This window comes from Bacteroides togonis, from assembly GCF_900130135.1.
Classification (GTDB): domain Bacteria; phylum Bacteroidota; class Bacteroidia; order Bacteroidales; family Bacteroidaceae; genus Bacteroides; species Bacteroides pullorum.
The window spans coordinates 297,133-319,587 of record NZ_LT670820.1 but is presented as its reverse complement, the minus strand read 5'-3'; the positions used below and the strand labels follow the sequence as shown (position 1 = coordinate 319,587).

The 22,455-nt window shown below is 48.9% G+C and carries 23 protein-coding genes and 2 pseudogenes; 6 read left to right on the top strand and 19 right to left on the bottom strand.

What is annotated here, in order from left to right; translation table 11 throughout:
• Positions 1 to 27: 27 nt before the first annotated feature.
• Together BQ8005_RS01480 and BQ8005_RS01475 are read left to right on the top strand one after the other, a co-directional pair.
• Positions 28 to 642, top strand: coding sequence for a glucosaminidase domain-containing protein (locus BQ8005_RS01480; RefSeq protein ID WP_022163554.1), 615 nt, complete (start codon positions 28 to 30; stop codon positions 640 to 642).
• Positions 643 to 720: 78 nt separating this feature from the next.
• Positions 721 to 1,770: an Abi family protein gene (locus BQ8005_RS01475; protein WP_022163555.1), complete on the top strand. Its 1,050-nt coding sequence runs from the start codon at positions 721 to 723 to the stop codon at positions 1,768 to 1,770.
• A gap of 57 nt (positions 1,771 to 1,827) precedes the next feature.
• On the opposite strand, the gene BQ8005_RS01470 is transcribed toward BQ8005_RS01475, so the two are convergent.
• From BQ8005_RS01470 to BQ8005_RS01415, 12 genes and pseudogenes are all read right to left on the bottom strand, one after another.
• Complete coding sequence (locus BQ8005_RS01470; protein WP_075316818.1) at positions 1,828 to 2,526, bottom strand: TraX family protein; 699 nt, start codon at positions 2,524 to 2,526, stop codon at positions 1,828 to 1,830.
• A 14-nt stretch (positions 2,527 to 2,540) separates the two neighbouring features.
• A complete protein-coding gene (locus BQ8005_RS01465) occupies positions 2,541 to 4,865 on the bottom strand; it encodes a type IV secretory system conjugative DNA transfer family protein (protein WP_022163557.1) in 2,325 nt (774 codons plus the stop codon).
• A 21-nt stretch (positions 4,866 to 4,886) separates the two neighbouring features.
• Positions 4,887 to 5,360, bottom strand: coding sequence for a hypothetical protein (locus tag BQ8005_RS01460; RefSeq protein ID WP_022163558.1), 474 nt, complete (start codon positions 5,358 to 5,360; stop codon positions 4,887 to 4,889).
• Complete coding sequence (gene traN, locus BQ8005_RS01455) at positions 5,357 to 6,244, bottom strand: conjugative transposon protein TraN (RefSeq protein ID WP_022163559.1); 888 nt, start codon at positions 6,242 to 6,244, stop codon at positions 5,357 to 5,359. The genes BQ8005_RS01460 and traN overlap by 4 nt, the downstream gene beginning before the upstream one ends.
• Before the next feature lie 49 nt (positions 6,245 to 6,293).
• On the bottom strand, positions 6,294 to 7,493 hold the full coding sequence (gene traM, locus BQ8005_RS01450; RefSeq protein ID WP_022163560.1) for a conjugative transposon protein TraM: 1,200 nt from the start codon (positions 7,491 to 7,493) through the stop codon (positions 6,294 to 6,296).
• Positions 7,490 to 7,981, bottom strand: coding sequence for a hypothetical protein (locus BQ8005_RS01445; protein WP_022163561.1), 492 nt, complete (start codon positions 7,979 to 7,981; stop codon positions 7,490 to 7,492). Before BQ8005_RS01445 ends, traM begins: the two co-directional genes overlap by 4 nt.
• Before the next feature lie 11 nt (positions 7,982 to 7,992).
• A complete protein-coding gene (traK, locus tag BQ8005_RS01440; RefSeq protein ID WP_075316817.1) occupies positions 7,993 to 8,589 on the bottom strand; it encodes a conjugative transposon protein TraK in 597 nt (198 codons plus the stop codon).
• An 18-nt stretch (positions 8,590 to 8,607) separates the two neighbouring features.
• Positions 8,608 to 9,735, bottom strand: a complete 1,128-nt coding sequence (locus BQ8005_RS01435) for a TraJ family protein (RefSeq protein ID WP_075316816.1) — start codon at positions 9,733 to 9,735, stop codon at positions 8,608 to 8,610.
• A gap of 47 nt (positions 9,736 to 9,782) precedes the next feature.
• On the bottom strand, positions 9,783 to 10,466 hold the full coding sequence (locus BQ8005_RS01430; protein ID WP_022163564.1) for a DUF5045 domain-containing protein: 684 nt from the start codon (positions 10,464 to 10,466) through the stop codon (positions 9,783 to 9,785).
• Complete coding sequence (locus BQ8005_RS01425) at positions 10,456 to 11,157, bottom strand: hypothetical protein (RefSeq protein WP_022163565.1); 702 nt, start codon at positions 11,155 to 11,157, stop codon at positions 10,456 to 10,458. Before BQ8005_RS01425 ends, BQ8005_RS01430 begins: the two co-directional genes overlap by 11 nt.
• 24 nt (positions 11,158 to 11,181) lie before the next feature.
• A complete protein-coding gene (locus BQ8005_RS01420; RefSeq protein WP_022163566.1) occupies positions 11,182 to 11,922 on the bottom strand; it encodes a hypothetical protein in 741 nt (246 codons plus the stop codon).
• Positions 11,916 to 13,472 (bottom strand): annotated as a pseudogene (locus BQ8005_RS01415) (TraG family conjugative transposon ATPase); the annotation flags it as partial. The pseudogene BQ8005_RS01415 and the gene BQ8005_RS01420, both read right to left, overlap by 7 nt.
• A 748-nt stretch (positions 13,473 to 14,220) precedes the next feature.
• On the opposite strand from BQ8005_RS01415, the gene BQ8005_RS01410 reads away from it, so the two are divergent.
• The 3 genes from BQ8005_RS01410 to erm(F) all read left to right on the top strand — a co-directional run bounded on the left by BQ8005_RS01410 (position 14,221) and on the right by erm(F) (position 17,157).
• On the top strand, positions 14,221 to 14,661 hold the full coding sequence (locus tag BQ8005_RS01410; protein WP_048316574.1) for a retropepsin-like aspartic protease: 441 nt from the start codon (positions 14,221 to 14,223) through the stop codon (positions 14,659 to 14,661).
• Between the two features lie 715 nt (positions 14,662 to 15,376).
• Positions 15,377 to 16,057, top strand: a complete 681-nt coding sequence (locus tag BQ8005_RS01405) for a UpxY family transcription antiterminator (protein WP_049129570.1) — start codon at positions 15,377 to 15,379, stop codon at positions 16,055 to 16,057.
• Positions 16,058 to 16,356: 299 nt separating this feature from the next.
• A complete protein-coding gene (erm(F), locus tag BQ8005_RS01395; protein ID WP_075316813.1) occupies positions 16,357 to 17,157 on the top strand; it encodes a 23S rRNA (adenine(2058)-N(6))-methyltransferase Erm(F) in 801 nt (266 codons plus the stop codon).
• Between the two features lie 325 nt (positions 17,158 to 17,482).
• Here the strand turns inward: erm(F) and BQ8005_RS17155 are convergent.
• Positions 17,483 to 17,863, bottom strand: a pseudogene (locus BQ8005_RS17155) (hypothetical protein); the annotation flags it as partial.
• Positions 17,864 to 17,982: 119 nt separating this feature from the next.
• Here BQ8005_RS17155 and BQ8005_RS01390 point away from each other — a divergent pair.
• A complete protein-coding gene (locus tag BQ8005_RS01390; protein WP_053078087.1) occupies positions 17,983 to 18,345 on the top strand; it encodes a hypothetical protein in 363 nt (120 codons plus the stop codon).
• 80 nt (positions 18,346 to 18,425) lie between these two features.
• On the opposite strand, the gene BQ8005_RS17295 is transcribed toward BQ8005_RS01390, so the two are convergent.
• From BQ8005_RS17295 to BQ8005_RS01365, 6 genes are all read right to left on the bottom strand, one after another.
• Complete coding sequence (locus BQ8005_RS17295) at positions 18,426 to 18,581, bottom strand: hypothetical protein (RefSeq protein ID WP_153093198.1); 156 nt, start codon at positions 18,579 to 18,581, stop codon at positions 18,426 to 18,428.
• Positions 18,582 to 18,602: 21 nt separating this feature from the next.
• Positions 18,603 to 19,151, bottom strand: a complete 549-nt coding sequence (locus tag BQ8005_RS01385) for a hypothetical protein (RefSeq protein ID WP_048317548.1) — start codon at positions 19,149 to 19,151, stop codon at positions 18,603 to 18,605.
• Between the two features lie 19 nt (positions 19,152 to 19,170).
• On the bottom strand, positions 19,171 to 20,436 hold the full coding sequence (locus BQ8005_RS01380) for a relaxase/mobilization nuclease domain-containing protein (RefSeq protein WP_048317550.1): 1,266 nt from the start codon (positions 20,434 to 20,436) through the stop codon (positions 19,171 to 19,173).
• On the bottom strand, positions 20,433 to 20,828 hold the full coding sequence (locus BQ8005_RS01375) for a plasmid mobilization protein (protein WP_048317552.1): 396 nt from the start codon (positions 20,826 to 20,828) through the stop codon (positions 20,433 to 20,435). Before BQ8005_RS01375 ends, BQ8005_RS01380 begins: the two co-directional genes overlap by 4 nt.
• Positions 20,829 to 21,058: 230 nt before the next feature.
• A complete protein-coding gene (locus tag BQ8005_RS01370) occupies positions 21,059 to 21,901 on the bottom strand; it encodes a hypothetical protein (RefSeq protein ID WP_048317554.1) in 843 nt (280 codons plus the stop codon).
• A 97-nt stretch (positions 21,902 to 21,998) separates the two neighbouring features.
• Complete coding sequence (locus tag BQ8005_RS01365) at positions 21,999 to 22,448, bottom strand: helix-turn-helix domain-containing protein (RefSeq protein ID WP_048317556.1); 450 nt, start codon at positions 22,446 to 22,448, stop codon at positions 21,999 to 22,001.
• Between the last annotated feature and the right edge of the window lie 7 nt (positions 22,449 to 22,455).

The following is a 22,455-nucleotide window of genomic DNA, read 5'->3' as shown; positions in this document are numbered from 1 at the left end:
TATCCGCATCAAATCCCTGAAACAGAAATGCGCAACACTATTCTTATAGTATTCATGCTGACGCTCATGCCGGTAGCGGCATCCGCCCAGTTCTATACGATTACAAAAGAGTCGAAAATCATGCCTCCTTTTGTAAGAGATACCATTGAATATGTTGATAATAAATGGAATACGGAGGCTGGTTCAATAAATTCATTGGCTAAAGATACATTGAACCTTACAGTTGTCGGTCAGGAAAACAGTAACAGGAAAAGCCGAAACAGTGACAAAAGCACGTCCCAAAAGTTAAGCGAGATAAAGCCGGATAAAAAGCTTCCCGAACTTACTATCCCTAATCTCTATGAGGAAATTCTCCGTAACGGTATTCGTCATCCGAAAATCGTGCTGGCGCAGGCCATCCTCGAAACGGGCTGGTTCCGCTCTGCCGTATGCCGGAACAAGCACAACCTCTTCGGGCTGACCAATCCCCGTACAGGGAAATACTATGAGTTCGGGCATTGGACGGAGAGTGTCCGGGCTTATTACACGAAAGTGCAATACAGATATAAGGGTGGCAATTATTTGCTATGGCTTGATGAAATTGGATATGCGGAAGACCCCGGGTATATTCGCTCCGTTATTCGTGTACTGAAACAACTTTAGGTAGGAAAAGAACAAATCAAAAATGCAAAAAGCGAAGCTTATGTAGGACAAGATAACTTTTTTGTACAGACAAGAAACATGAAATCAACAGATTATCGTGTGGAAATCGTGTGGAAATCTATTAAATGTTTTGCAAATCAAAATTGTTTTATTACCTTTGCGGCATTAGAACCTGCCAAGCCTCTTTACAATGCTCAAATCGGCGGGTCGTTTTTTTATTATACCTATATGAAAACAAGTTTTGCCAAACCATATTCTTCCCCGGCAGAGATTGCTCAAATTCTAAAATCCCGTGGTATGCTCATGGACGATGATCAGAAAGTGGAAAATTATTTGATGAATATTGGTTATCATAGGCTTACTGCATATATTTTCCCCTTTTATCGGATTCCAAAGAGTGATAGGGTCTTGAAGGAAGGCATATCTTTCCGGCAGATACTGACCTTGTACCGATTTGACAAGAAACTGCGTATTCTGCTTTTCAATGAAATTGAAAAGATAGAGGTTGCTATACGAAGTGTATTGGCCAATATAGGATGTCAGGAATTAGGTGATAAGTATTGGATTACCAAATCCGAATACTTCGCTAACCCTGACAAGTTCAACCAGACTTTGGCAATCATAGAAAAGGAGTTGGTATCGAGTAAGGAAGATTACATAGAGGACTTTCGGCAGAATTACATTGAAGACTATCCTCCGGCATGGATGATAACTGAAGTGCTTTCATTCGGCAACCTTAACTATATTTACTCAAATATAGCGAGTAACAAACTGATGAAGCGTATTGCCGGTTATTTTGGGTTGAAACCACAGGTATTTACTTCTTGGCTGACGGTGCTTGCCAATCTTCGTAATATGTGCTGTCACCACGCAAGGGTATGGAATCGTGATTTCATGTTGAATCCTGCCGAGCCACGTAAGACCACATACGCATGGATTGACGCCTCAAATGTGGATAAGAAAAGGATTTACTATCGCTTGTGTATAATCCGGTATTTTCTTGCTTCGGCTTCTCCAAATAACAACTTCAATGAAAAACTATCAGTCTTGTTGAACGAATTTCCCTCAATAGATATTGCTGCAATGGGATTCAGCCCAAATTGGAGAAGTGAAGATTTGTGGAAATAATCGGTATTTATGAAACAACATGAATTTTATCTTGAAAAATATCTATATGTCAGTTTGTTATAAATTTAGGTGTTTTACAATGATGACAAGTATAAACAGATGCGCTGGGTAAAAAGCATAGAATCCATACTTGGCCACATTGCCTTGTATAAATCCCCTTCTGCCATTATAAAACAGAATAACGGTGCAGGCGAGCATTGCGCCAATCACTCCATAGTGCATCATCAAGGGAAAAGTAAAAAGCAATTGAGCCATTCTGCATAAGTGGGAAGGGAAAGTGTTCCCGCACTTTTGAAACAGATAGAAGATTACAATCATCAGAATACCTCTCCACTCATAATCCACACCTGACCATGTGGCCAACCATGCTGTCAGAAGGATTGTGCAGTAGCAAATGACTTTATGCCCGTCCAGCCTTTCAAAAGCCGCCAGTACCGCCACACCCAAAGCCAGCGTAAACATCACGTTGTGCGTTCCGTCACTCCCGTTCAGCAGATGCCACGGCAGTTCGCTAACAGCAGCGAACCCCAGCAGTGTCAGGAAATACCGCATCCTGTTCCGGGTATGAGTGAACCCTTCCGCTATTAGGAAAGCGAACACCGGGAAAGCGATACGCCCCACGCAACGCATCACCCCGTATAGGAAAGTATCATCTTTCAAAAAATAGAGGGCAATGTGGTCTGTCACCATGGAAACCATGGCGATGACTTTCAATGCGCTGCCGCTCCATCCCGGTAAGCAGAATTTTGTATCCATAATCGTATAGTCATTCAACTCATGCCCAACAGTTCCTTTACCATGTCCTCGACCTCCTGGTTCACCCGCTTGAAGTTGCGGTTGAGCATGATTTCCCTCTCCCGGTCATTCCGGAACTCGTAGATTTTGGGAAGCGGCACGTAGTGATCCTCCTCCCGTTTGATTTTCTTCATGTCGAAGTGCGTCTTGCAGAAGTACTTGGTGGTCTTGAACTCCTCGGACCGTTCGATGTCGAATCGCTCCAGCATACTGTCGTCCGTTGCGGTAAAGTCACGCGCCGCCTGCCCGGCCAGCCAGCCGGTGGCCATGTCCGCAATCTTCGCCGCCGGAACGAGGTAGTCCATCTTCTCGGAAATGGTGGTCGACACCTTGCTGTCGTTGATGGAAATGGAGCGTGAGGTCTGCTTGGCCTTGCCGAACACGTCGTTCTGCGCCCATTCCAGCGTCTCCTTGTTGCGTGCCGCCCCCATGAAGATGTTGCCGCAGGTGGTGATAATCTTCTGCATCCCCACCTTGCCGTAGTCCGCCTCCAGCTGTGGCAGTTCCTGAAAGCCCAGCGTCACGGCCACCTTGTTGGAGCGTGCCGTGCCGATAAGCCGGTCTATCTTGTGGAAGTACAGGGTCGGCAGCTCGTCCACGATGATGCTCACCGGGATGTTCCCCTTGGAGTTCACACGGGTAATCAGTCGGTTCAGCACCAGTGCGTTCAGCGAGCCGATGACCTGTTCCTTCTCCGGGTCGTTGGCGATGACCAGATAGCTCGGATGTTCCCTGTCGGAAATCTTCAGGTCAAAGTCGTCCCCGGTGAACACCCAGTAGGCTTCCGGTGATACCAGCCGGGCGGCATTGACACGGAGCGTGCCCACCATGCCTTCCAGCTGGTCGTTGGCCTTGTTCTCGTAGGCACTCTTGAACGGAGCCATCAGCGAGGCAATCCTCTCGTCCTGCATCAGGATGTTGAACACCTGGTCGTATGGCCTCCCGAGGAAGGACAGCACGTGCGGCATATCGGAATACTCCCCGGTCACGGTGTCCGGCTCCACCTCGTTTCCCTTGTCGTCCTCGTACCAGCAGCGGCTTATCCTTATCTCCTTGCCGGTTCTGTCCTTGTAGGAAAAGCCCTCCAACTCCACGAACATGCGGTCTTCATCGGTCGAGACGTCGTTGCCTTTCTCGTCCACGAAGTCCAGCACCACGCTGCCCTTGCCGTCAAGGGCGTTGAAGTCGTCCCAGTTGCGGATGACCACCTCGTATTTCCTGCCCATGTGTTCCTTTCCCTCCAGTGAGATGAATCTTTTCAGCTTCTTTCCGTCCTTGAACCCTACCGGGTGGAAGTTCACGAAGAAATAGATGATGGCCGCCAGAAAGTTCTCCGCCGAGTTGGTGAAGAAGGCCTCCGAACCGCCTTTCTTCTCGCCGCCGCCCTTGTTCAGGGAGGCGAGCAGCGTAGCCGCCGTCTCCGATGCCGCCGCCAGGTCGGGAATATACTTCCGTTGTATCGGGTTGATGCGGTTGGAATACTCCACATCGGTAAAGTTCACTATCCTGAATCCGCAATTATCAGGAAGTTTTCCGGCTTTCCTGTTCTTGCAGTACTGGTAAAAAAGCGTCTTGGCAAGTGTCGGAAACTTAAAGTCATATACCATGAGGGCGAAACCCTTGGCCGAGTGCTGCCTTATGAACGGGTCGATGATGCCGAACGACTTACCCGAACCGGGCGTACCCAGCACGATAGTCCCACGGAACGGGTTGATGATGTTGATCCAGCCCCTGTGCATCTTCTGTTTCCAGTAATATATCATGGGAATGTTCACCGAGTAGTCGTTGTTTACCAGCACTTCCGACTGTTGGAAGGATTCGTTCTCGAAGTTGAAACGGTCTTCGCCCACCTTGTAGTTGTAATACCTGGCGATGCCGTCCAGCCCCTGATGCACCAGCATGGTGCCTGCCACCGAGCAGAGGGCATAGAGGATACGGCCTGCCGGGAAACCCATCCAGCTGACGCCGAAGTCCATCCCGTGAAAGACAAAACACAGCCCGACAAGGGTCAGTCCCGCCAGTACCGGGTAGATGACCATCGTCCTGACGTTGAACTTCAACGCCTTCTTCGCCTTCGTACCTATACACACCACACAGATGCAGACCAGTTCCGTCACCTTGCAGCCCGCCACCGAGTTGAACACCTTGAAACGTCCCAGTATGTCAAGAATGAACTGCGTGACGCGGTTGTCCGCCGTTACCGGCAGGTTCATCACGATCTCGATGATGAGAAAGATGTAGATACAGCTACGGAAATAACTGTACATCTGCTGCTGTTCCCTCGTTTCCTCAAATGCCATAAGCTATAAATTTATATTCTGTCAAAACGGTATTTTTATTCCCAGCAACAACCCGTTGCGGAAAGTGTCCCCGTGCAGGAAGTTCACGTTGTTCTTCTGGATAATTGAGAACTCCATTCCGCTTCGCAGCACGTAGCTGTACTCGAAGCCTCCCTCCAGACCGAGGAAGAACTTCCGGTTCACCGCACCGAACTGCGGGCCGAAGCGGAAACGGAGCATCCCGTTCTTGTAGCGGACAAGGCGGTGCTTGTACAGAAGACCGCCGTCCCAGTAATAATCCTTCCAGAAGTTCTTGGAAACGGGCCTGTGCCAGTGCGTGCCCGCCTCGCCGAATACTTCCACGGCATTGCCGTAGGACAGCGGATATTCATAACCGAGGGTCGCATTCAACGTGGAGGGGAAAAGGAAGCCGGCGTTCAGCGTCAGCTTGCCGTCCTGTGCGGACGCGCTCATGGAGGCTACCGCACACAAGAGAATAAACAATAATTTTTTCATGGCCTGTCAGTATAAGTGATGTGATAATAGGGATAGTACGGCGTGTCTTTCAAAATGTCCGAATCAAAGCCGTCGGCATTGAGGATGTCCTTGTACTCGATGGTCAGCGTGATGACACGCCCGCTGATCTGGTTCTCGGAAATTTCCAGCCGCAGAATCTTCTCTTCGGGGAAGGTGAGCTTCGGCAGTACCAGCACGTTGCGGTAGTCCTTCTTGAATTTCCTCACGTGGTTGACCGTGAAGACCGGCGTCAGCTCGATGGTCTGCGAGTTGGTCGCCTTGGTCTCCTTCTTGTCCGTGAGCTTTATCCTCGTCTCCTCGATGTCATAGGGTATTTTCGTCCGGTTGCGAAGCGAGTAGTCAATGAAGAAATAGTCCCCGACGGAGTAGATATTGTTCACAACGGCTTTCATGCCGTGCTCGTTCGATACAATCTGGTTGAACTTGCGGTCGCTGCCATAGACCGCCCACGCATAGCGTGCCATCTCCGCCATCGGCATGGAAACCTCCGGGTTGATGTACGACTGCAGGTCGTCGTATGACACATTATATATATTGGAAGCCATGCCGGGAGATTGGGTATAAAGGACATCGTACTGTGCGATATGCCGTTCCCCGATAAGGGTCAGCGTACCCAGCAGCTCGTTGTCATCATAACCCAAGTCCGGCAGGGAATCATTCTCGTGATAAGGCTTGATGCGTACAATGTTGTCGGTACACTGGTTGCCGGCAATCTTCGGGGTGGAAATGTCCACCATCTTGATATTTTCGGGCATGACAATGTGCGTGGTCACTTCCCGGTTGACGTAAATCCTCCTGTTGGCGAATATGTTGCCGGTAAGACAGAAGATGCTGATGAAAAGTAAAAGAATCCTGACTTTCATATTATGCGATTTAATGATTTCTTGTTCGGTGTGTAAAGTATTTGATAGTTTACCGTGCGTCATCCGAATTGATCAGATAGACAATGGTGTTGTACTTGATTTTCGCCTTGTTCTTCCTGATGCCGGAAGAGATGGCGGAAGTGGCGGAGTTGTACATGTTCTGCAAGGCCTGCAGGGCGATGGCCTCTCCCGATATGCCGGAACCGTAGCCGTCCTCCGACTCGAAGTTGATGTTCTGCTGTACCGTGCTGGAGCTTGCGTCCTTCACGAAGTCACGGAACTCGGATTCGGGAACGTAGAACCCCTCCATGCCGTCATTGTCAAAGACAGAGAGCTTGACCTTGATGAACCTGTCTCCCACAAGGATGCTGGTGATGGCAGCCCGGACACGCTGCTGCCCGAATCCTGTCACCGTACCGTAAAGGTATGTGCCTTTCTTCAACCGGGTTCCGCTCACGGTCACGTCGTCAAGCAGCTTGAAGCGAAGGCGCGTGCCTTCCCGTGCCTTGGTGGTCTGGTCTATCATGGCCCGTATCAGCCTGGCTTCCGCTGCTTCATTGGAGGCCGTGACGGTATGGAACTTGCCGGCATTGGTGTCGGAGGATTTCAGGACAAGGTTCGGGCGGTTGCGTTCCGCTTCCTCCCTGCGTACCCTGGCGATGGAGTCCGCACGCTGTTTTTCCGCAATTTTCTCCGCTTCCGACTTGCCGTAACCGAGTCCGGCTTCAATGGCCTTCTGCCGTTCATAGCTCCGTTTCTGTATCTCTTCAAGGTCACGGGCAAAGTCATCCTGCGAGGTGTAACCGTTTTCTGAACCACCACCGGAAGAACCGTCGCCGTAAGCGTAGGAGTTGATGTGCTTTCTTGATTCGGCCAGTGAACGCTCCAGTTCCTCCATTTCCTGCTGCCGGCGGATGCGCTCGGCTTCGGCGGCGTCAATGCTGTCAAGCTCGTCCTCGGTGTAGCCGTGACCCAGTTTTTCATTCTCTTTCTCTTCCTCCCCGAGCGCACCGACTGCCGTGAAGGCATCCTCGTCGTCGAAACGGCGTGACATCTCATACATCTTATCTCCGGTTTCCTGAGTTTGCGCCTCCGGCAGTTCCATGTTGATGTGGTCCGTGGCCACCGCCTCCGCTGTCTCACCGTCGCCGCCGAATGTCTGCATCAGGAAGTAAACCATGGCACACAGCGGAACGAAGACGACCAGCGGAAAGATATACTTGGGTTGTCTGAAATTAATCTTGATCATGAGTTGTCATTGTTTTTAAGGGATTTGACGATGTTTTCCAGTTTTTTGTAATGCCGCACGATACGGACGGAATCCGCGCGTGATTTCTTCGGGACGGCAATCAGGGAGTCCAGTTCCTTGCGGACGGCCTGCCCCTCGGCGGTCAGTTCCAGCAGTGTACGTCGATGCGCGTCCTTGTTCGCCTGAATGGTGCGGAAACCGCTGAAGAGCGGTTCCATGTTTGCAATGGCACTCACATCGGGTTCCGTCACGTTCCTGCCGGTCAGGAAATCCGAGACAATGCCTCCGACCAATAACAGGGATAACGAACCGACCACGCAGGCGAACGTCCTTTTGGGATGTTTCCTAGCCCATGCGTTGGCAAGCCGGATGCGCCCCGGCAACCGGCATTTCGTGCCGACCGAACTTAACCTGGGCTGCAACCACGCCCTGATCAGCAGGTGCGTTTTAAGCCTCTGTTCATGCAATTTTTTACCAAATGATTTCATATCCGATATTTTTAATAGTCCAAATCCTTGTTCTCGATGGTCCTCCAGCCGGTGATCATCAGCCCGTGGGGATTGTTTTGTGTCCTGGGCACGCTCTCGATGTACCCGGTCGTCACCAGCGAACGTTTCTGGTCACGGGAACGCCGCTTGATGAGCTGCGTTCCGTAATAGGTGAACTTGCGTTCGTTCCCGTCAAAGCGGATGGAGTCGCACATGACGGTGCAGACCGCCGACGAGGAGATGATGTCGGAGTAGAAGCCGTTCTCGTCCATGGCCTGTTTCTGTTTCAAGGCCGTGCCGTCCGCCATGTACATCGCCTTGCCGAGCGTCCAGCGGATGTAGTCGTCATCGGGCGGCAGGTTGAAGAAATACTGGTGGAAGAGCTGGATGTGCGCCTTCGCCTCCATGGTGAAGTTGGCCTCCAGCTTCGCACGCTCGGCGAGGAACGGGATGTCCCCGTCGAGTACATAAATCTGCTGCCGCTCCTCGCTTACGAGGGAGACGCAGCACCAGACGGTGAACCCGCAGATGACGGCACAGCCAGCTATGGTGGCCAGCACCGTCATCATGGCGAGTTTCGTTTTCTGTGCAAGGGATTCTATAAGCATATACTGTCGTTTTGAAGTTTACTTTACGAGTGATTTCCCCATGGAGCCTGCCGCACCGATTGTCGAGCCGACCGCACTTCCGGCCATCGAGCCTGCCGCGCTCGTGATTCCCATGGCGGTGGAGCCTGCCACGGAACCCGCTCCCGAACTTACGCCGCCCGGTATCAGCCAAGAGGCCACTTCGGGGACGAAGCGGATGATGTAGGCACCGACAAGCATACCCATGGCGTACATGCAGTTCGAGCCGATGCCCTGGAGGCCGAGCGCGCCGATTTGCTCCCACGAGTTCACCGAGCCGTGCAGGAGGTGGTCGTAGGCCACCAGGTCCTGCTGGAGGTTGTAAAGGAGGATGAAGTCAATGTAGTACAGGCACATGTAGGTCACGAATCCCCACAGCGAGAGGGAAAGGTATTTTGACATCCACTGGCTCCAGGCCGAGTTCCACGGCGGGGCGAGGGACAGGGCGAACATGATGGGGCAGAATATCATGAGGATGGCCATGAAGATGCGTTGCGCCACGAGGATGCCGTAGTAGGACATCTGGAAAATCAGTTCGCCGATGAAGCGTATGACGTCGTTAATCCACTCGCTGACCTTGGTCTCGGCGGCCACGGCGGCACGCTGGGCGTAGTTGTTGATGGTGGTGCCGAGGTTCTCCACGTTGTAGATGAACTTGTCCCACCAGGCCGCATCCTGCCCGATGGCTGCCACCTGTTTGGCGGTGGCGATGGAGTCCTGCACCGTCCGGAGGCGGTCAAGGTAATCCCCCTGTTTCTGCGCCACCTTCAGCTCGAAGGCGGCCACTTCCTTGTTCTTGGCCTGCGCCATGGCCTTGGTGGCTGACTCCAGGCTCTTGCCGGGCACCTGCAACGCCTCGCATATCCATGACGAGGAGGAGATGCAGATGGAGATGCCGATGATGCGTAGGAGCTTCATCACGTCCATGCCGCGCCGTCCGAGCATCATCATCCAGCACTCGTAAGAGCCGACACAGAGGGCGAGGCAGAGTCCGAGGGCACGGGCCAGCGAGACCGCATCACCCAGCACCGCCACGTTGGGGAATGTCTCCATGGCGACCAGCAGCTTGTCAAGGCTCTCGTCGATGGCGGGCAGACCGATGGTCAGGAGTGTACACATTATATTCATACCGTTCTTACTTTATATTTATATTTTACAGTTTCTTGTTTCCCTTTTTAATAATGAGTGGCGGCCACGGCACAGAGATGCGCCGTCCGGCTGACCAGTTCCTCCATTTTCTTCCTGGCTTCCTCGTAGGCCTGCTGCCTCTTGGCGTTCTCCAGCCCGTAGCCGACACCGGTCTTGTGGATGTAGGCGATGTCCGCACAGAGGATCTCATTCTGCCGGCTCAGCTCGTTCACCTGGTACTTGAGCCTGCCATCGCTTTTCTTCATGCAGTAGAGCAGCCCGTCGGTGATGCAGTCCTGCATCCGGTTGAACTCGTCCTTGTAGGCAGGGTAACTCAAATCCACGTTGCGGTCCGCCTCCCGTGCCAGTTCCTCCCTGTACAGTCCTTCGATGTGTTTGCGTTCCTCTTCCGCCTTTTCCGCCTTCTGACGCTGGGTTTCCCCGGCCGTGACACGCACCGGCATGATACGCTTGATGTTGGAGTCCTTCTCCCTGAACCGCACCCGGAAGCCGGAATGGAAGCCCGCCCATTTCCAGTACATGTCCGCACCGGAATACCGCTTGTGGAGAAAATAGTAGTACCAGTCGGGAGCGAAGTCCCACGGGCCGTTCTCCATCGACTTCCACTGCCGTTCCTTTTCCTTGTCCCTTGTAGGCCGTTGGGCGTTGGAGACAAGCGGGATGCCGGCCAGTATGATTACAGCCATGATAATTGTCTTTCTAACCTGCATATCCTTCGTTCCATTTGTTGATGACATTTTCCGCTATCGCATCCTTTACCTCCGAGTTCAAAATCTCCCAGATGTAATCAGGTTTCCAACCGCAATCCGTTACAAGATAGCAGTACAGGTTTGCGTTGTCAATGATGTACCGTGCCTTGTCAACGGTGCTTTTGAGCGTCAGCACCAGATTCAGTTTCTCGTCCATGCTCGCCTTCATCAGGTTGATGCCCGAAGCGGCCACGGACGCATAGAGCTTGTAGCAGTGCTTTATCTCCCTTGATATGGCGAGGTTGGCATCCGTGTAGTACCATGCCACGAAAGGCTTGTCCTTCACATATTTGAAAGTGCTTTCCGTGAAGTCCTTGTATTCCCTTACCAGCCGGTACAGGGAGTTGGCGGTGGAAGAAATGGCTCCGGCCAGCACCAGGTAGGAATGGGCGTTGTCAAGCCTTGTGTTCAGCGTGGTGCGCACGTCATTGAACCTGACGGCTCCTTTCGTGATTAAAGACTGTTCGCCGAAACTGGTGGCCACTCTCTGTAACGCCTGGTCCTCGTCCTTCTTCACGGCCTTGTGGAGCGCAATCAGAGCCTCGATGGTCGGAAGGTCTTTGGGGATAATGAATGCGAAACTTTTGGCCGGAAACAACATGAGTGCCACTATCACACACGCTAATTGTATTTTTGCTTTTCTATGTGCCATACCCGAATGATTTATAATGTATTGTCAATAATTTGCAGCCACCAGTCCGTTCCAGCTTTGTATCAGGCCGCCCACATGGCTTTTCATGCTCACCACGTTGGCCCAGCCCTCCGGGTCGATGGCAAAGAACAGGTCGTTTGCCGTGGCGAACTGCGCCATCAGTACCATGCCGTCCACCTTGTAGCGTATCTTCATCAGGCCGGTATAGATACGGTTGGCCAGCGTTAGCCGCTCATAACGGTCGAGCAGGTTGTATCCGTCTTTCTTCCTTTCCGCCGTGCCCTGTCCTTTGAGAGGATTCTGCACCTCGGCATTGTTCACGATGTTCACGAAATCGCCCACGAGCTGCTGTGTCTCCGCCACCAGGCCACCCAACTCTGTCAAACAATAAAGTTTATTTGTAAACTTGGCTTCATTCACGGTCTTGACCAGTTCCGGCACGTCTTTGAGGATGTCAAAGGCGCACGAGCCGATTTCCTTGTAATACAGGCTTTCCGTCCCGAAACCGGACACGTTTTCCATCGTCAGCTTGTAGAGTTCCTTGATGGTGGCCATGCTGACCGTGTACAGCTCCACCTTCTGTTTCCTGGCAGCGATGGAGTCCAGCTGCAAGTTGTGCTGGTCCTCGATGAGTTTCTGCGAGGCGGTGTTGGCGGCCACCACCTTGATGCAGTTCTTGTCGATGACGACACGCCATCCGGCAAATGCCTGCATGGAGACGGTTGCCAATAAGAATGTGATGAATATGTACCTTGATTTTACCATAGCGACATTACCTTTTTATGTTCGTTTATTTTCCTTGCAAACTCACGGAAGAGCGGACTTCCTGCCTTATGGCGGTCTTCCTCTATCCGTATGATGGCCTCCTGCAACCCGCCGTAGTGGGCGATGTAGGTTTTCAGGGCTTCCTTTTCCGAACGCTCGGTGGTGTAGGCCCAGTAACATTCGGGGGCTTCCTCCACGCCATAGACATCCGAGTTCTGTCCCCGGCATATCCACACCTCCTTGAAATAGCTGCGTCCCTCGTGATTGTTCAGGGCGTTGATGGTGAATATCTGCTGCCGCTGGACGGGCGTAAGTCCCAGGATGGCGGCAATCTGTTCGTACCTGTCCTTGAACTTGGTCTGGTCGAGCAGTATCTTCACGTCGGAGTTGTTGATGATGGCCTCCTTGACGATGGGCGAGTCTATCACGTCGTTCAGTTCCTGCGTGACCACCCCGGCGATGCCGTGGAACTTGCGGACGGTCTTGTAGAGATACTTGATGTACTCGGCCATGGTCGGGGACGCGATGGCCTTCCACGCTTCTTCGATGATCAGTGCCTTGCGCCCTTTCTTGATGCGCATCTTCTGCAGGAACACGTCCATGATGATCAGCACAATGATGGGGAAAAGCACGGGGTCATCCTTTACCTTGTCGATTTCAAAGATGATGAACCGCTCGTCAAAGAGGTTCACGTCCATGTCGGAGTTCAGCGTGGCCTCCAGCTCTCCGCCCCGGTAGAACTGTTTCAGGATGGCGGCGAAATTATGGATATCGAAGCTGATCTTGTCCATGGCCATAATCTGGGGGATACGCTCCAGCGCGAACTCGTAATAGGAGTTGAAGGACAGCTCCCTGACTTTCAGCCTGCGCCTCTGCTGCTCGATATGCCTTATCTGCCGGTCCGTCTTCACCAGCTGTGTGTTCTCGTAGAGTTCCTGCTTGTACTTCTCTACGATGGCAAGGGCGCGTTCCCGCTCTCCTTTGCTGGCGGCCCCGTCCCGTGCCAGCGCAAGCAGGGAACGGCACTGTCGTAGCAGCTTCACCTTCCGGGCTTCCGCCGGGAGCATCAGTGCCCGTTTCTCCGTTTCCTCCGGCGGTGGCGGCTCGTTGATCTGCCGCTCGATGTCCTCCATGCCCTTGTTGTACTTGTCGGGGTCTTCCTCCATCTTGGATGCCACCAGCAGTTTCTGCCTTAATGCCTCACGCTCATCGTCGTTGAACCCATCAAACGGGTGGAAGTAGGTTTCATAGTATTCCACGAGGGTCTGGTTGACGAGCATGTCCTCTATCTTGTCGGGGAAGGCGTTGCCCTTGAAAATCAGGAATATCAGTGATTTGAGAAAATTCTTCTTCTCGCCGAAGTTCTGCTCGTATTCCTCCCTCGTTACCTTGAAGGGGTTCATGGAGATGGGCTTCTCCTTGGAATAGGCGATGTACGTGCCCTTGTAGTAGCCGCATATTCCCTCGTAGGAATCACCCGTATCCACCATGACCACATCGGTATTCTGTTCCAGAAGCTGGCGCACGACCGAGTTCATGTGGAAGCCTTTTTGTATTTCCTAACACGCTGAGCCACAGCACTCTCTTAAAAACAACAAATTCAAAACGGTACAAATTTTGAACAGGGGAAATCTATAGTTCAAGGCACTCGGCAAAGAGAAAAAACTATGACAGGGGCAAAAAGCAGTTTTAAGATTATTTATGAAAATATTTTGGGCAATTTTGGCTGGTTGCTATCCAAAGAGCGCATTTTTGATGAAAAGTCCCACTTTCATCAGCCATAAAGAGTGAGACGGTCGAAAAAGAAAAAGAGGGATGAGAGAGCCTTCTTGGTGGCTTCAACATTGGGCGAAAATGGATGTCTTGTACCTCAGTTGTATCTCAGTCGGCATATATTGCTGATAGACAATGCAGGTTAATAATTCGGCGGCAATAGAATAGCGTTTGAAAGACGTATTCATTGTTTAGTAGTTTTCCTGATAAAATGTTAAATTTAGGGTAGTTAGATTAGTTTTTCTTCCAATTGTTTGGTTTTTTGGAATTGAATGCCTACCTTTGCATTGACAAATCCCGCTCGCTTCCCATAAGAACAGCGTACCCAGCGGGACATTTTTTAAATTGTAGGTATATGAAAGTTATAAAGAACAAGACAATAGATTTTGCAACCGCAGTTCAGGCTCCCGTCATTAACGGAAATAGAGCTGCACGGACAGGTTATGTCCGTTTGGTTCGCCTTATCACTGACGAGCCTGTTCCTCAACAAACTTCATATACGGGAAAAATTGAGTTGAGGTAGGAATGGCTGTATATACAAAAGAATACGAATCCCAGCCAGAGGCTATTCTTACAAACGTCATTATCTGTCCAGCCGTAGATTTGTCGGCAAACGTGGCTGTTCCTGTTCATTGCCAAGTTGAAAATGTATTGTGGGACACAGGAGCGACCAATACATTGATTTCACAGGAAGTTGTAAATGCTTTAGGGTTACAACCGAAGAACAAGGCTCTTATTTCGAGTGCAGGAGGTGATGTCGAATCCTGGACTTACCTTGTTCATGTTATCCTTCCAACAGGAACAGCAGAGTTGAATGTTCAGGCTCTGCTTAACGACAATTCAGACTATGATGTGGTGATTGGCATGGATATTATAAATTCATGCGACTTCTGCTATACAAACAAAGACGGCAAAAGTACATTCTCCTTATGTCATCCAGCAAAGGAGAAAATCATTCTGAAATAAACCAGCCATAGGCTTTCTTTCAAGAAAGACATGTGCGACAACAATAATGACAGATGTGACATTCGCATCTGTCTTTTGCTTTTTACGCCAATAAGAGGCCATTTCCTTACACAAAATATACGAGATTTGAGCAAGAATTTAGTTAATTATGGTTAAATTTAAGGTTTATACATACTTTTCCATAACAAAATGAGGTTGTATTGAGATTTTCTTTGTACTTTTGCAGCGGACTATTATCGCCATGTTTATAGCCATTGAGGTTAGACGTGTTCTTTCGTGATGGCATACAAGGCAGCCTACGCCGTGCTGAGTATGGCGGAGTCATAATGACAAAGCGGTACAAAGCGGGCATTGGGTGGGAAAGATAGTCCAGACATAATGAAGGCGTTTACTAACGCTCTGTTTAAGACAGTCTGTAATCTAGCAAATTAACAGTTATCATAGTCTTGAGCAAAGCCAACGGTAGATGTCCCGGGTGTGATAATATCGCTCCTGCGGAGACCTGTAAGCACGGATTGTACCTTTTCGGGCACAACAATTGTTTATTATGGTCTCCTAATGGAAATGATTATTCATATCGGCGTGGGCTCTGACGTTGTCTGTTCAACTATGATAGGCAATTGCTAGAGCCTCAGACTGTGGAATAGACAACAGACGTTTCCACGCTCTTTTTATGTCTATATTGCTATTAACGAGCAACGACATATAAGCCGATATGAACGCATTGCTTAATGCGCATACCAAACGAGGTTGCGATTCACCTCCTCACATTGGATTTGCCTCCAATGTCTCCCCCGAAGCCCAAAGCTCACAAACAGGGGTGTCCTCGGAATATGTCCAGCAGGAAGGTTACAACTGGTTTGTTCTTCGTGCTACTTATAACAGGGTAAATGCAGCCGTAGAGAAAGCAAAGAAGAATGATATTAAGACATACGTGCCGATGCACTATGTACTAAAAGTGATTGCTGGGAAGAAGAAGCGAATACAACAGCCTCTTCTTCCCAACTTTCTTTTTATATACGCCACAAGGGAACAATCAGACAGTTTTGTGAAAAAGACAGTTGATGCCCCAATCTCTTTTATAAAATATTATTTGGATAAGACGCTTCCTCCAGAGGCAAACGGTAAAAATCCTCCGCTTATTATACCATACAATGCAATGATAAATTTTATCAAAGCAACAAGTACTGATAGTGAGCATGTACGCATTGTTACAGCGGAACAGTGTCACTATAAAAGTGGAGATAAAGTACGAGTAATAGCTGGTGACTTCAAGGGAGTGGTTGGAAAAGTTGCCAGAATAGCAGGACAACAAAGAATTGTTGTTGAGATCTCGGGATTGTGCCTTGTCGCTACTGCGTATATTCCTACTGATTTTATTGAGATTGTCAAATAATGCCGAAAGGCATATTGTTTAATTTAAATTTTTTATTTTATGAAGAAAAATGGTAAGAATGAAGAACTTCAGTCTCGTCGTGAGTTCTTTAAGAGAGCCGCTAAAGGTGCTCTGCCTATTTTGGCTGGTGCAGCTCTCCTGTCAAGTCCTATCTTGTCAGAAACTGCAAATGCAATGTCATGCGCAGGATGTAACAACCGTTGTATGAACAGTTGCTTCAACACATGTCATGGTACTTGTAGCAGAACTTGCTCCGGTACTTATAAATAAAGTTAAATCAAAGTGTTGCGGAATTAAGGATGACAAAAAAGAAATTGCCCGTTCGTTTTACGGGTCAGCACTTTACTATTGATAAAGTGCTAATAAAAGATGCAATAAGACAAGCAGATATAAGTAATCAGGATACGGTTTTAGATATTGGGGCAGGCAAGGGGTTTCTTACTGTTCATTTATTAAAAATCGCCAACAATGTTGTTGCTATTGAAAACGACACAGCTTTGGTTGAACATTTACGAAAATTATTTTCTGATGCCCGAAATGTTCAAGTTGTCGGTTGTGATTTTAGGAATTTTGCAGTTCCGAAATTTCCTTTCAAAGTGGTGTCAAATATTCCTTATGGCATTACTTCCGATATTTTCAAAATCCTGATGTTTGAGAGTCTTGGAAATTTTCTGGGAGGTTCCATTGTCCTTCAATTAGAACCTGCACAAAAGTTATTTTCGAGGAAGCTTTACAATCCATATACCGTTTTCTATCATACTTTTTTTGATTTGAAACTTGTCTATGAGGTAGGTCCTGAAAGTTTCTTGCCACCGCCAACTGTCAAATCAGCCCTGTTAAACATTAAAAGAAAACACTTATTTTTTGATTTTAAGTTTAAAGCCAAATACTTAGCATTTATTTCCTGTCTGTTAGAGAAACCTGATTTATCTGTAAAAACAGCTTTAAAGTCGATTTTCAGGAAAAGTCAGGTCAGGTCAATTTCGGAAAAATTCGGTTTAAACCTTAATGCTCAAATTGTTTGTTTGTCTCCAAGTCAATGGTTAAACTGTTTTTTGGAAATGCTGGAAGTTGTCCCTGAAAAATTTCATCCTTCGTAGTTCAAAGTCGGGTGGTTGTCAAGATGATTTTTTTGGTTTGGTGTCGTCTTTTTTTAAGCTGCCGCATAACGGCTGGCAAATTGGCGATGGAGCCGACTTTTAGCACAAATGTTGAATAGAATTACTAATCTTCAACATTGCACAAAAGTTCAACCTCAAATCCGCAACTACGCGCCTAAATGATACAGAAGCGAAAAGAATCTGCATCGTTAGTAAAAGGGGGCACAGTGCAGTCACCATAAAGACATATAAATGCCCCTTACCCCACCATGCGACTTGAGGCAATACGCAAAATCACGACCATAAGTTGTCGGTGTCATCCAAAGTCATTCTGGGTAAGTTCCTTTATGGCTCTGAGAATCGTGTCGGCACTGCATGTGCGAAGTGTCGGATGAAGCGAGAGATGGTACATCAGATGAGTGGTGACATCCTCTATGCATGAGCCGCCACAGAAATAAACGCTCATAAGCGAACGGTTTCGTTAAGCCAGATGAGCAATGATGAGCTTGCTCGGGCATTGTCATGGCGAGAAACGGTCGGATAAAATCCAACGGATGATTTCGCTGTATTGATAACCATACAGCCTGCATCTCATACCGAGGGTTGAGTCGATTACAGATGAGAGATTGGAGTCAAATTGCTCCATTATTGAAAAAATTCCTTCAAAAGGAGAGAGGTTCTCAGATTTTATTGCTACCTTTGCCATGTCTGTCGGGTTTGATACATATTTTGATTTGCAACACTAAGATAGGTGAAAAATCTGACATAGCAAAATCCTGAGCAACTTTTTGTTGCTCAGGTACTTATAAAATAAGTTAAACTAAAATGCTGCGGAATTTAGGATATCTTGAAGAAGAACGTAATGAACAAATTAGAAAAGAAAATGAGAGACGATTCCAACAAGAGCAACAAAGGATAAACAATCAACGTCTTCATGAGATTAATGAACGTAATCGCATTGCTTTAGAACGGGAAAATGCGAGGAGAAGAGCAGAGGAAAAAAGAAAAGCGGAACAAAAGCGAAAAGAAACCAGTCGCACAAACACAAATGTTCCTCCGTCGCAACCGAAGAATAATCGTTGGTCAATAGGCTCTAATCCAACTCTTCTTCCACGAGCAACCTCATCAAAAACAGCAACTACAAAAACAAACTCATCTAATAAAACCGATGGAAAAGAGGGAAAGTAAGTAATCTTATTGCAAAATGAATTGTATATGCAGTCAATCGCCAGTCGGTTGGCTGCATTTTTTCTGTGTGCAAGGATGGTCTATTCGCCACCGATGGAGGGGCGGTTAGCACCGCTCGCCTCCAGATAGTCGTTTACTGCGTCACGCATGGTGAACTCTCTCATGCCTGTCTTTGCCCAGTAGATAAGGGCATCAACAGCGGCTTTTCTTGCCTTGCTGTATTCGTTGTCTGTCATGATTCTGATGTTTTGAGTTTTCTAAAAAAGTGTGATGCATATCCAAATGGTGATTTCAACAAAGATGATAGACCAACTTAGGAAAGCCAAGCCGAACATCCAGGCATAGGTGCTACCGTTGAAGTATGCACCCTCCTCGATATTGCGGATTCGTTTAAGCTCTTTCTGCTGGTGAGTGAACAGGTCGTTTATCCGCTTCTCATGCTCGTCAAGGGCTTGCTTGAAAGCAGAAATGGCGGTGTTGTTCCGCTTATCCAACTGGGCAACTCCTTCATCGTTGATGCCGACTTTGAGGTTGCTCTGCTCTGCCTTGACTATGGCATGGCATATACTATCCACGATGTTGTCCGTGCTCCTGTGGGCAGCCATAAGTGCCACTTTCGTTGATTCCAACCTCCGATAGGCATTGCCCAGTTCCTCCTTTGCCTCATAGAGTGCTTTCTTGGCTGATTCAATCTCTTTCAGGGTCACTTTGATTTCTTCCTTGCCACTCTCGATGTTCTCGTCCTCCTGCATCTGATTGTACAGGTTAAGCACATCCTGTGTGGCATCTTTCTTGTTTCTTCCCATACCGTTCTTGTTTGAAAAGTTATCGTTTCATGCCTCTCTTTATCGGCTTGCAGAGTGTGTTTGCTTGCATTGCGCAACGTCTTGCCCATTCACGGTCATCATCGTCCTTATCACGTCCCCAGCCACTGCCAGGACTGCCACCGCCACCACATGACTCAGACATCGATGTGGCAGCATCAAGGTAGTTCATGAAGAGCAGCATGGCTACATTCAGAATGTCAGTGTGGCTTGCGGATCCATTCTCGGGAACTTCGATACAACTGTTCATCGTGTCGTAAGCAGTTCTCGGCATGACTATGCTGAAACGCTCACCATCGACTTCAATAATCTTTCTCAATCCGGCAGGAAGGTCAGGTTTGGCAACATTGCTTGTACGAGACAGACCACCTTGCGATGCCGTATTTCTGCTGTCCAATGTGGTAGCGTTTGAAACAGAAGGAGAAGGTCTTTGACCAACTGCAACAGGTGTTGGCTGAGGGTGCAGCTTGCGGAAGGTATTCCCGATTTTCGATGCGGTGAGATTCCTTCCTACACCCAGTTCGGAAGCCTTGATGGTAGTTTTTCCGAACTTGAAGCGGTAGCCATGCACCCTGCCTTGACCATTCTTGTCACGGATAAGCTCGATGTCATATCCCTTTGCCCTCAATCGGTCGGCATATTCATCCCAATCAAAGAACGGCATTGAACGCAGCACATCCATACAGGCTTTGGTCACCTCTGCAATGCGTTCCTGACGAATATCCATGGCATCCTTCCAACCATGACGCTGATTGATGGCTTTCGCAGCCATCACGGCACGCTCACCGATGAACTTCACATCATTGAGATTACCGTCCATGTCGATGCGGTTCACTACCAGATGCAGGTGGGGAATGCCACTCTTGGAGTCACGGTGAAGGGCGGCAAAATATTGGGAGTTGGCTATGTTGGTCGGCTTGACCGAAGTTGCAGCCTTGCCTTTCTTCTTGCCGATGTGGTTCACCTTGGAGATACCATCCATCTCACGAATGAACTCGTCAAGGAATCTTCTCCAGTCCTCCATAGTCCAGTTACGTGCCTCCTCCTCAGATGGGGAAAGCTCAAAGCGGATGGACGTCAGTTCGATGGGCTTCTTGGCATACCTCTGCTTGAACATGGACTGATGCAGCACCATCTCGTCCCACATGCCCATCGGCGGCAGACCCTCGCTGAGATGGTTGGTCTTGACGATGTCCGCGCGATTGTTTTTGGTTGCGTAATTGGTCATTGCCTGACCATGCTGAATTGCTGACGCTTTTGCTATCATAACATATCCAAGAATTTGTCTCTAATGCGGCTCAATTCCTCTATCAGGGTGTTGATGCCTTGAAGCCAACGTTCCATGAAGTCGGCTCTCTTGAAGAGTTTTAGTCTCTCGGTCTGTGGCAGGGCATGAAGCGCATTGCGCACATAAACCAGTTCAGACCTTGCCCCGATTAAGCCCTTCAAGGCTTCCTCCTGCTCTGCGGTCATGGGTAGGGATGGCTTGTGTCCGATGCCTAAGTCATGAAGATATGTGCTCTTGCTCCTGCCTGACAGTCGGGCATTATGTACTACCAAGTCGTAGTGTTCTTCTGTGAAACGAACGTCAATGTGTCTGGTCTTCGGAGGTCTCTTCCTTGAGGTTTTCTCCGTGTTGTTATTCTTGTCTTTTGTCATTGTAGATGGGGTTTATAAAGTTTATACTTGATATAACAGGACAGCCAATGTGAGCCTGCGAACATTCAAGAATGCCAGTAGGAAGCGGTGGGCGAAGCGAAACCGTCTGACACTGGTACTTCTTGTTTAGACCTCCGAAAAAAAACTACGGCTAATAGAGGTAGCGGCTTCTGGATAGCTTGCCTGTCGGGAACGTCAATAGTCGAAATAAGGGAAAAGTAGAGATGACATCATGAGTGACTTGGGGTGATATGCGCGCCATGTCTCTCCGTGTGATCCTCGCATCGTCCTTCATGGGGCGGTGGCTGCAAGAGGTTGCCCTCGTCATCATAGACAGGAGACGGCAGCAACTCAATGGGTGATGCCCCTTCTCCTTGATTGCAGTCATCTTCTGACGGCTGTCCAACCTCATACTCAAAATGGTCATCACCTTCCTTTTCCCTTTGTTTGAAGTCTTGTGGTATCGGAGAAGGATCTGAAAGTCCATCCCCGATAACATGAGAATTAACGAAAGGGGAAGAGGTATTATAAGAGGCAGGAACATGGGGCTGCAGAATGTCAGTAGTGGCAGGATTGACGCTGCTGTCTTTCTGCTGACCTATGCCATTGGAAAGATTGCCTTCCGAAGAGCAAGCGGTATCGGATGGGACATTGGACACCGATTCCTCTTGGGTGGCGGAAGTCACGGATTGACGGTTGTAGAAGGGGTTCTTGATGGCTTCCTTGATGCCGTCAACGTACCAGAAGGCGATGCATAGTATCGTATGTATGGAGGTGCGGTTGTTCCTCTCGGTTGAGAGGATGCCCACCTGATTGAACAGTTCCACCACCTTTGCCGCTGTCTTGCGGTCACACTTCCAAAGGGCAGACAGCTCAACGGTAGAGATGGCAAACTGCCCGATGGAGAGAGAAGCGGAGAAGCCTGTCTTCAGATAAACACTTGGCTTGGTGGATGCCATTGATACAAAAGTGCCGAAGGCGGTCATGCGGTGGAAGCCCTGCCTGTCATCCTTCAAGAAATCGAGCTGTTCCTTGGTCAGCAGGATTCCGTATTTTATGCTTTGGTTACTCATCTTGAAAAACTGATTATTAGTGAAACGGATTACTCAGCAAAGAAAGAATGAATAGTTTCTCTTTCCCCTTTCGTAAAAAGTAGATTACATGATTCTCTTATCCGTCATGCCATTCTTCCCCATCAGGATTTTTCTCGCCCTTGACCCTCTTCATGGAGGCAGGCTTGTTCTTCTTGCTTTTCTGCAACATTGCCAGATGAGCCTCGAAGTCTGCCTGTTCCTCCTGGGTCGATTCGTAAGGCTTGTCCCATGAGCCACCTGCCTCAATCCATTTTATCAGCTGGTCTTTGAAGAAGTAGAGCGTGTTCCCTCTCTTGTAGAAAGGAATGCGCCTTTCAGATGTGTAAGCATAAAGCGATGAGACTTTCTTTCGGACGAAGGCACTTGCCTCTCTGATGTCCATAAGAACATGGTCATTCTCGCTCGGAGCATTGCCTATTCTCTGACCAATGTCATCAAGACGAGTCATCATCGTATTGACCTTTGTCAGAAGTTCGCCAACTGCACTGGGCAGTTGGTCGAACGATAATGATTTGTTTTCTTCCATTTGTTAT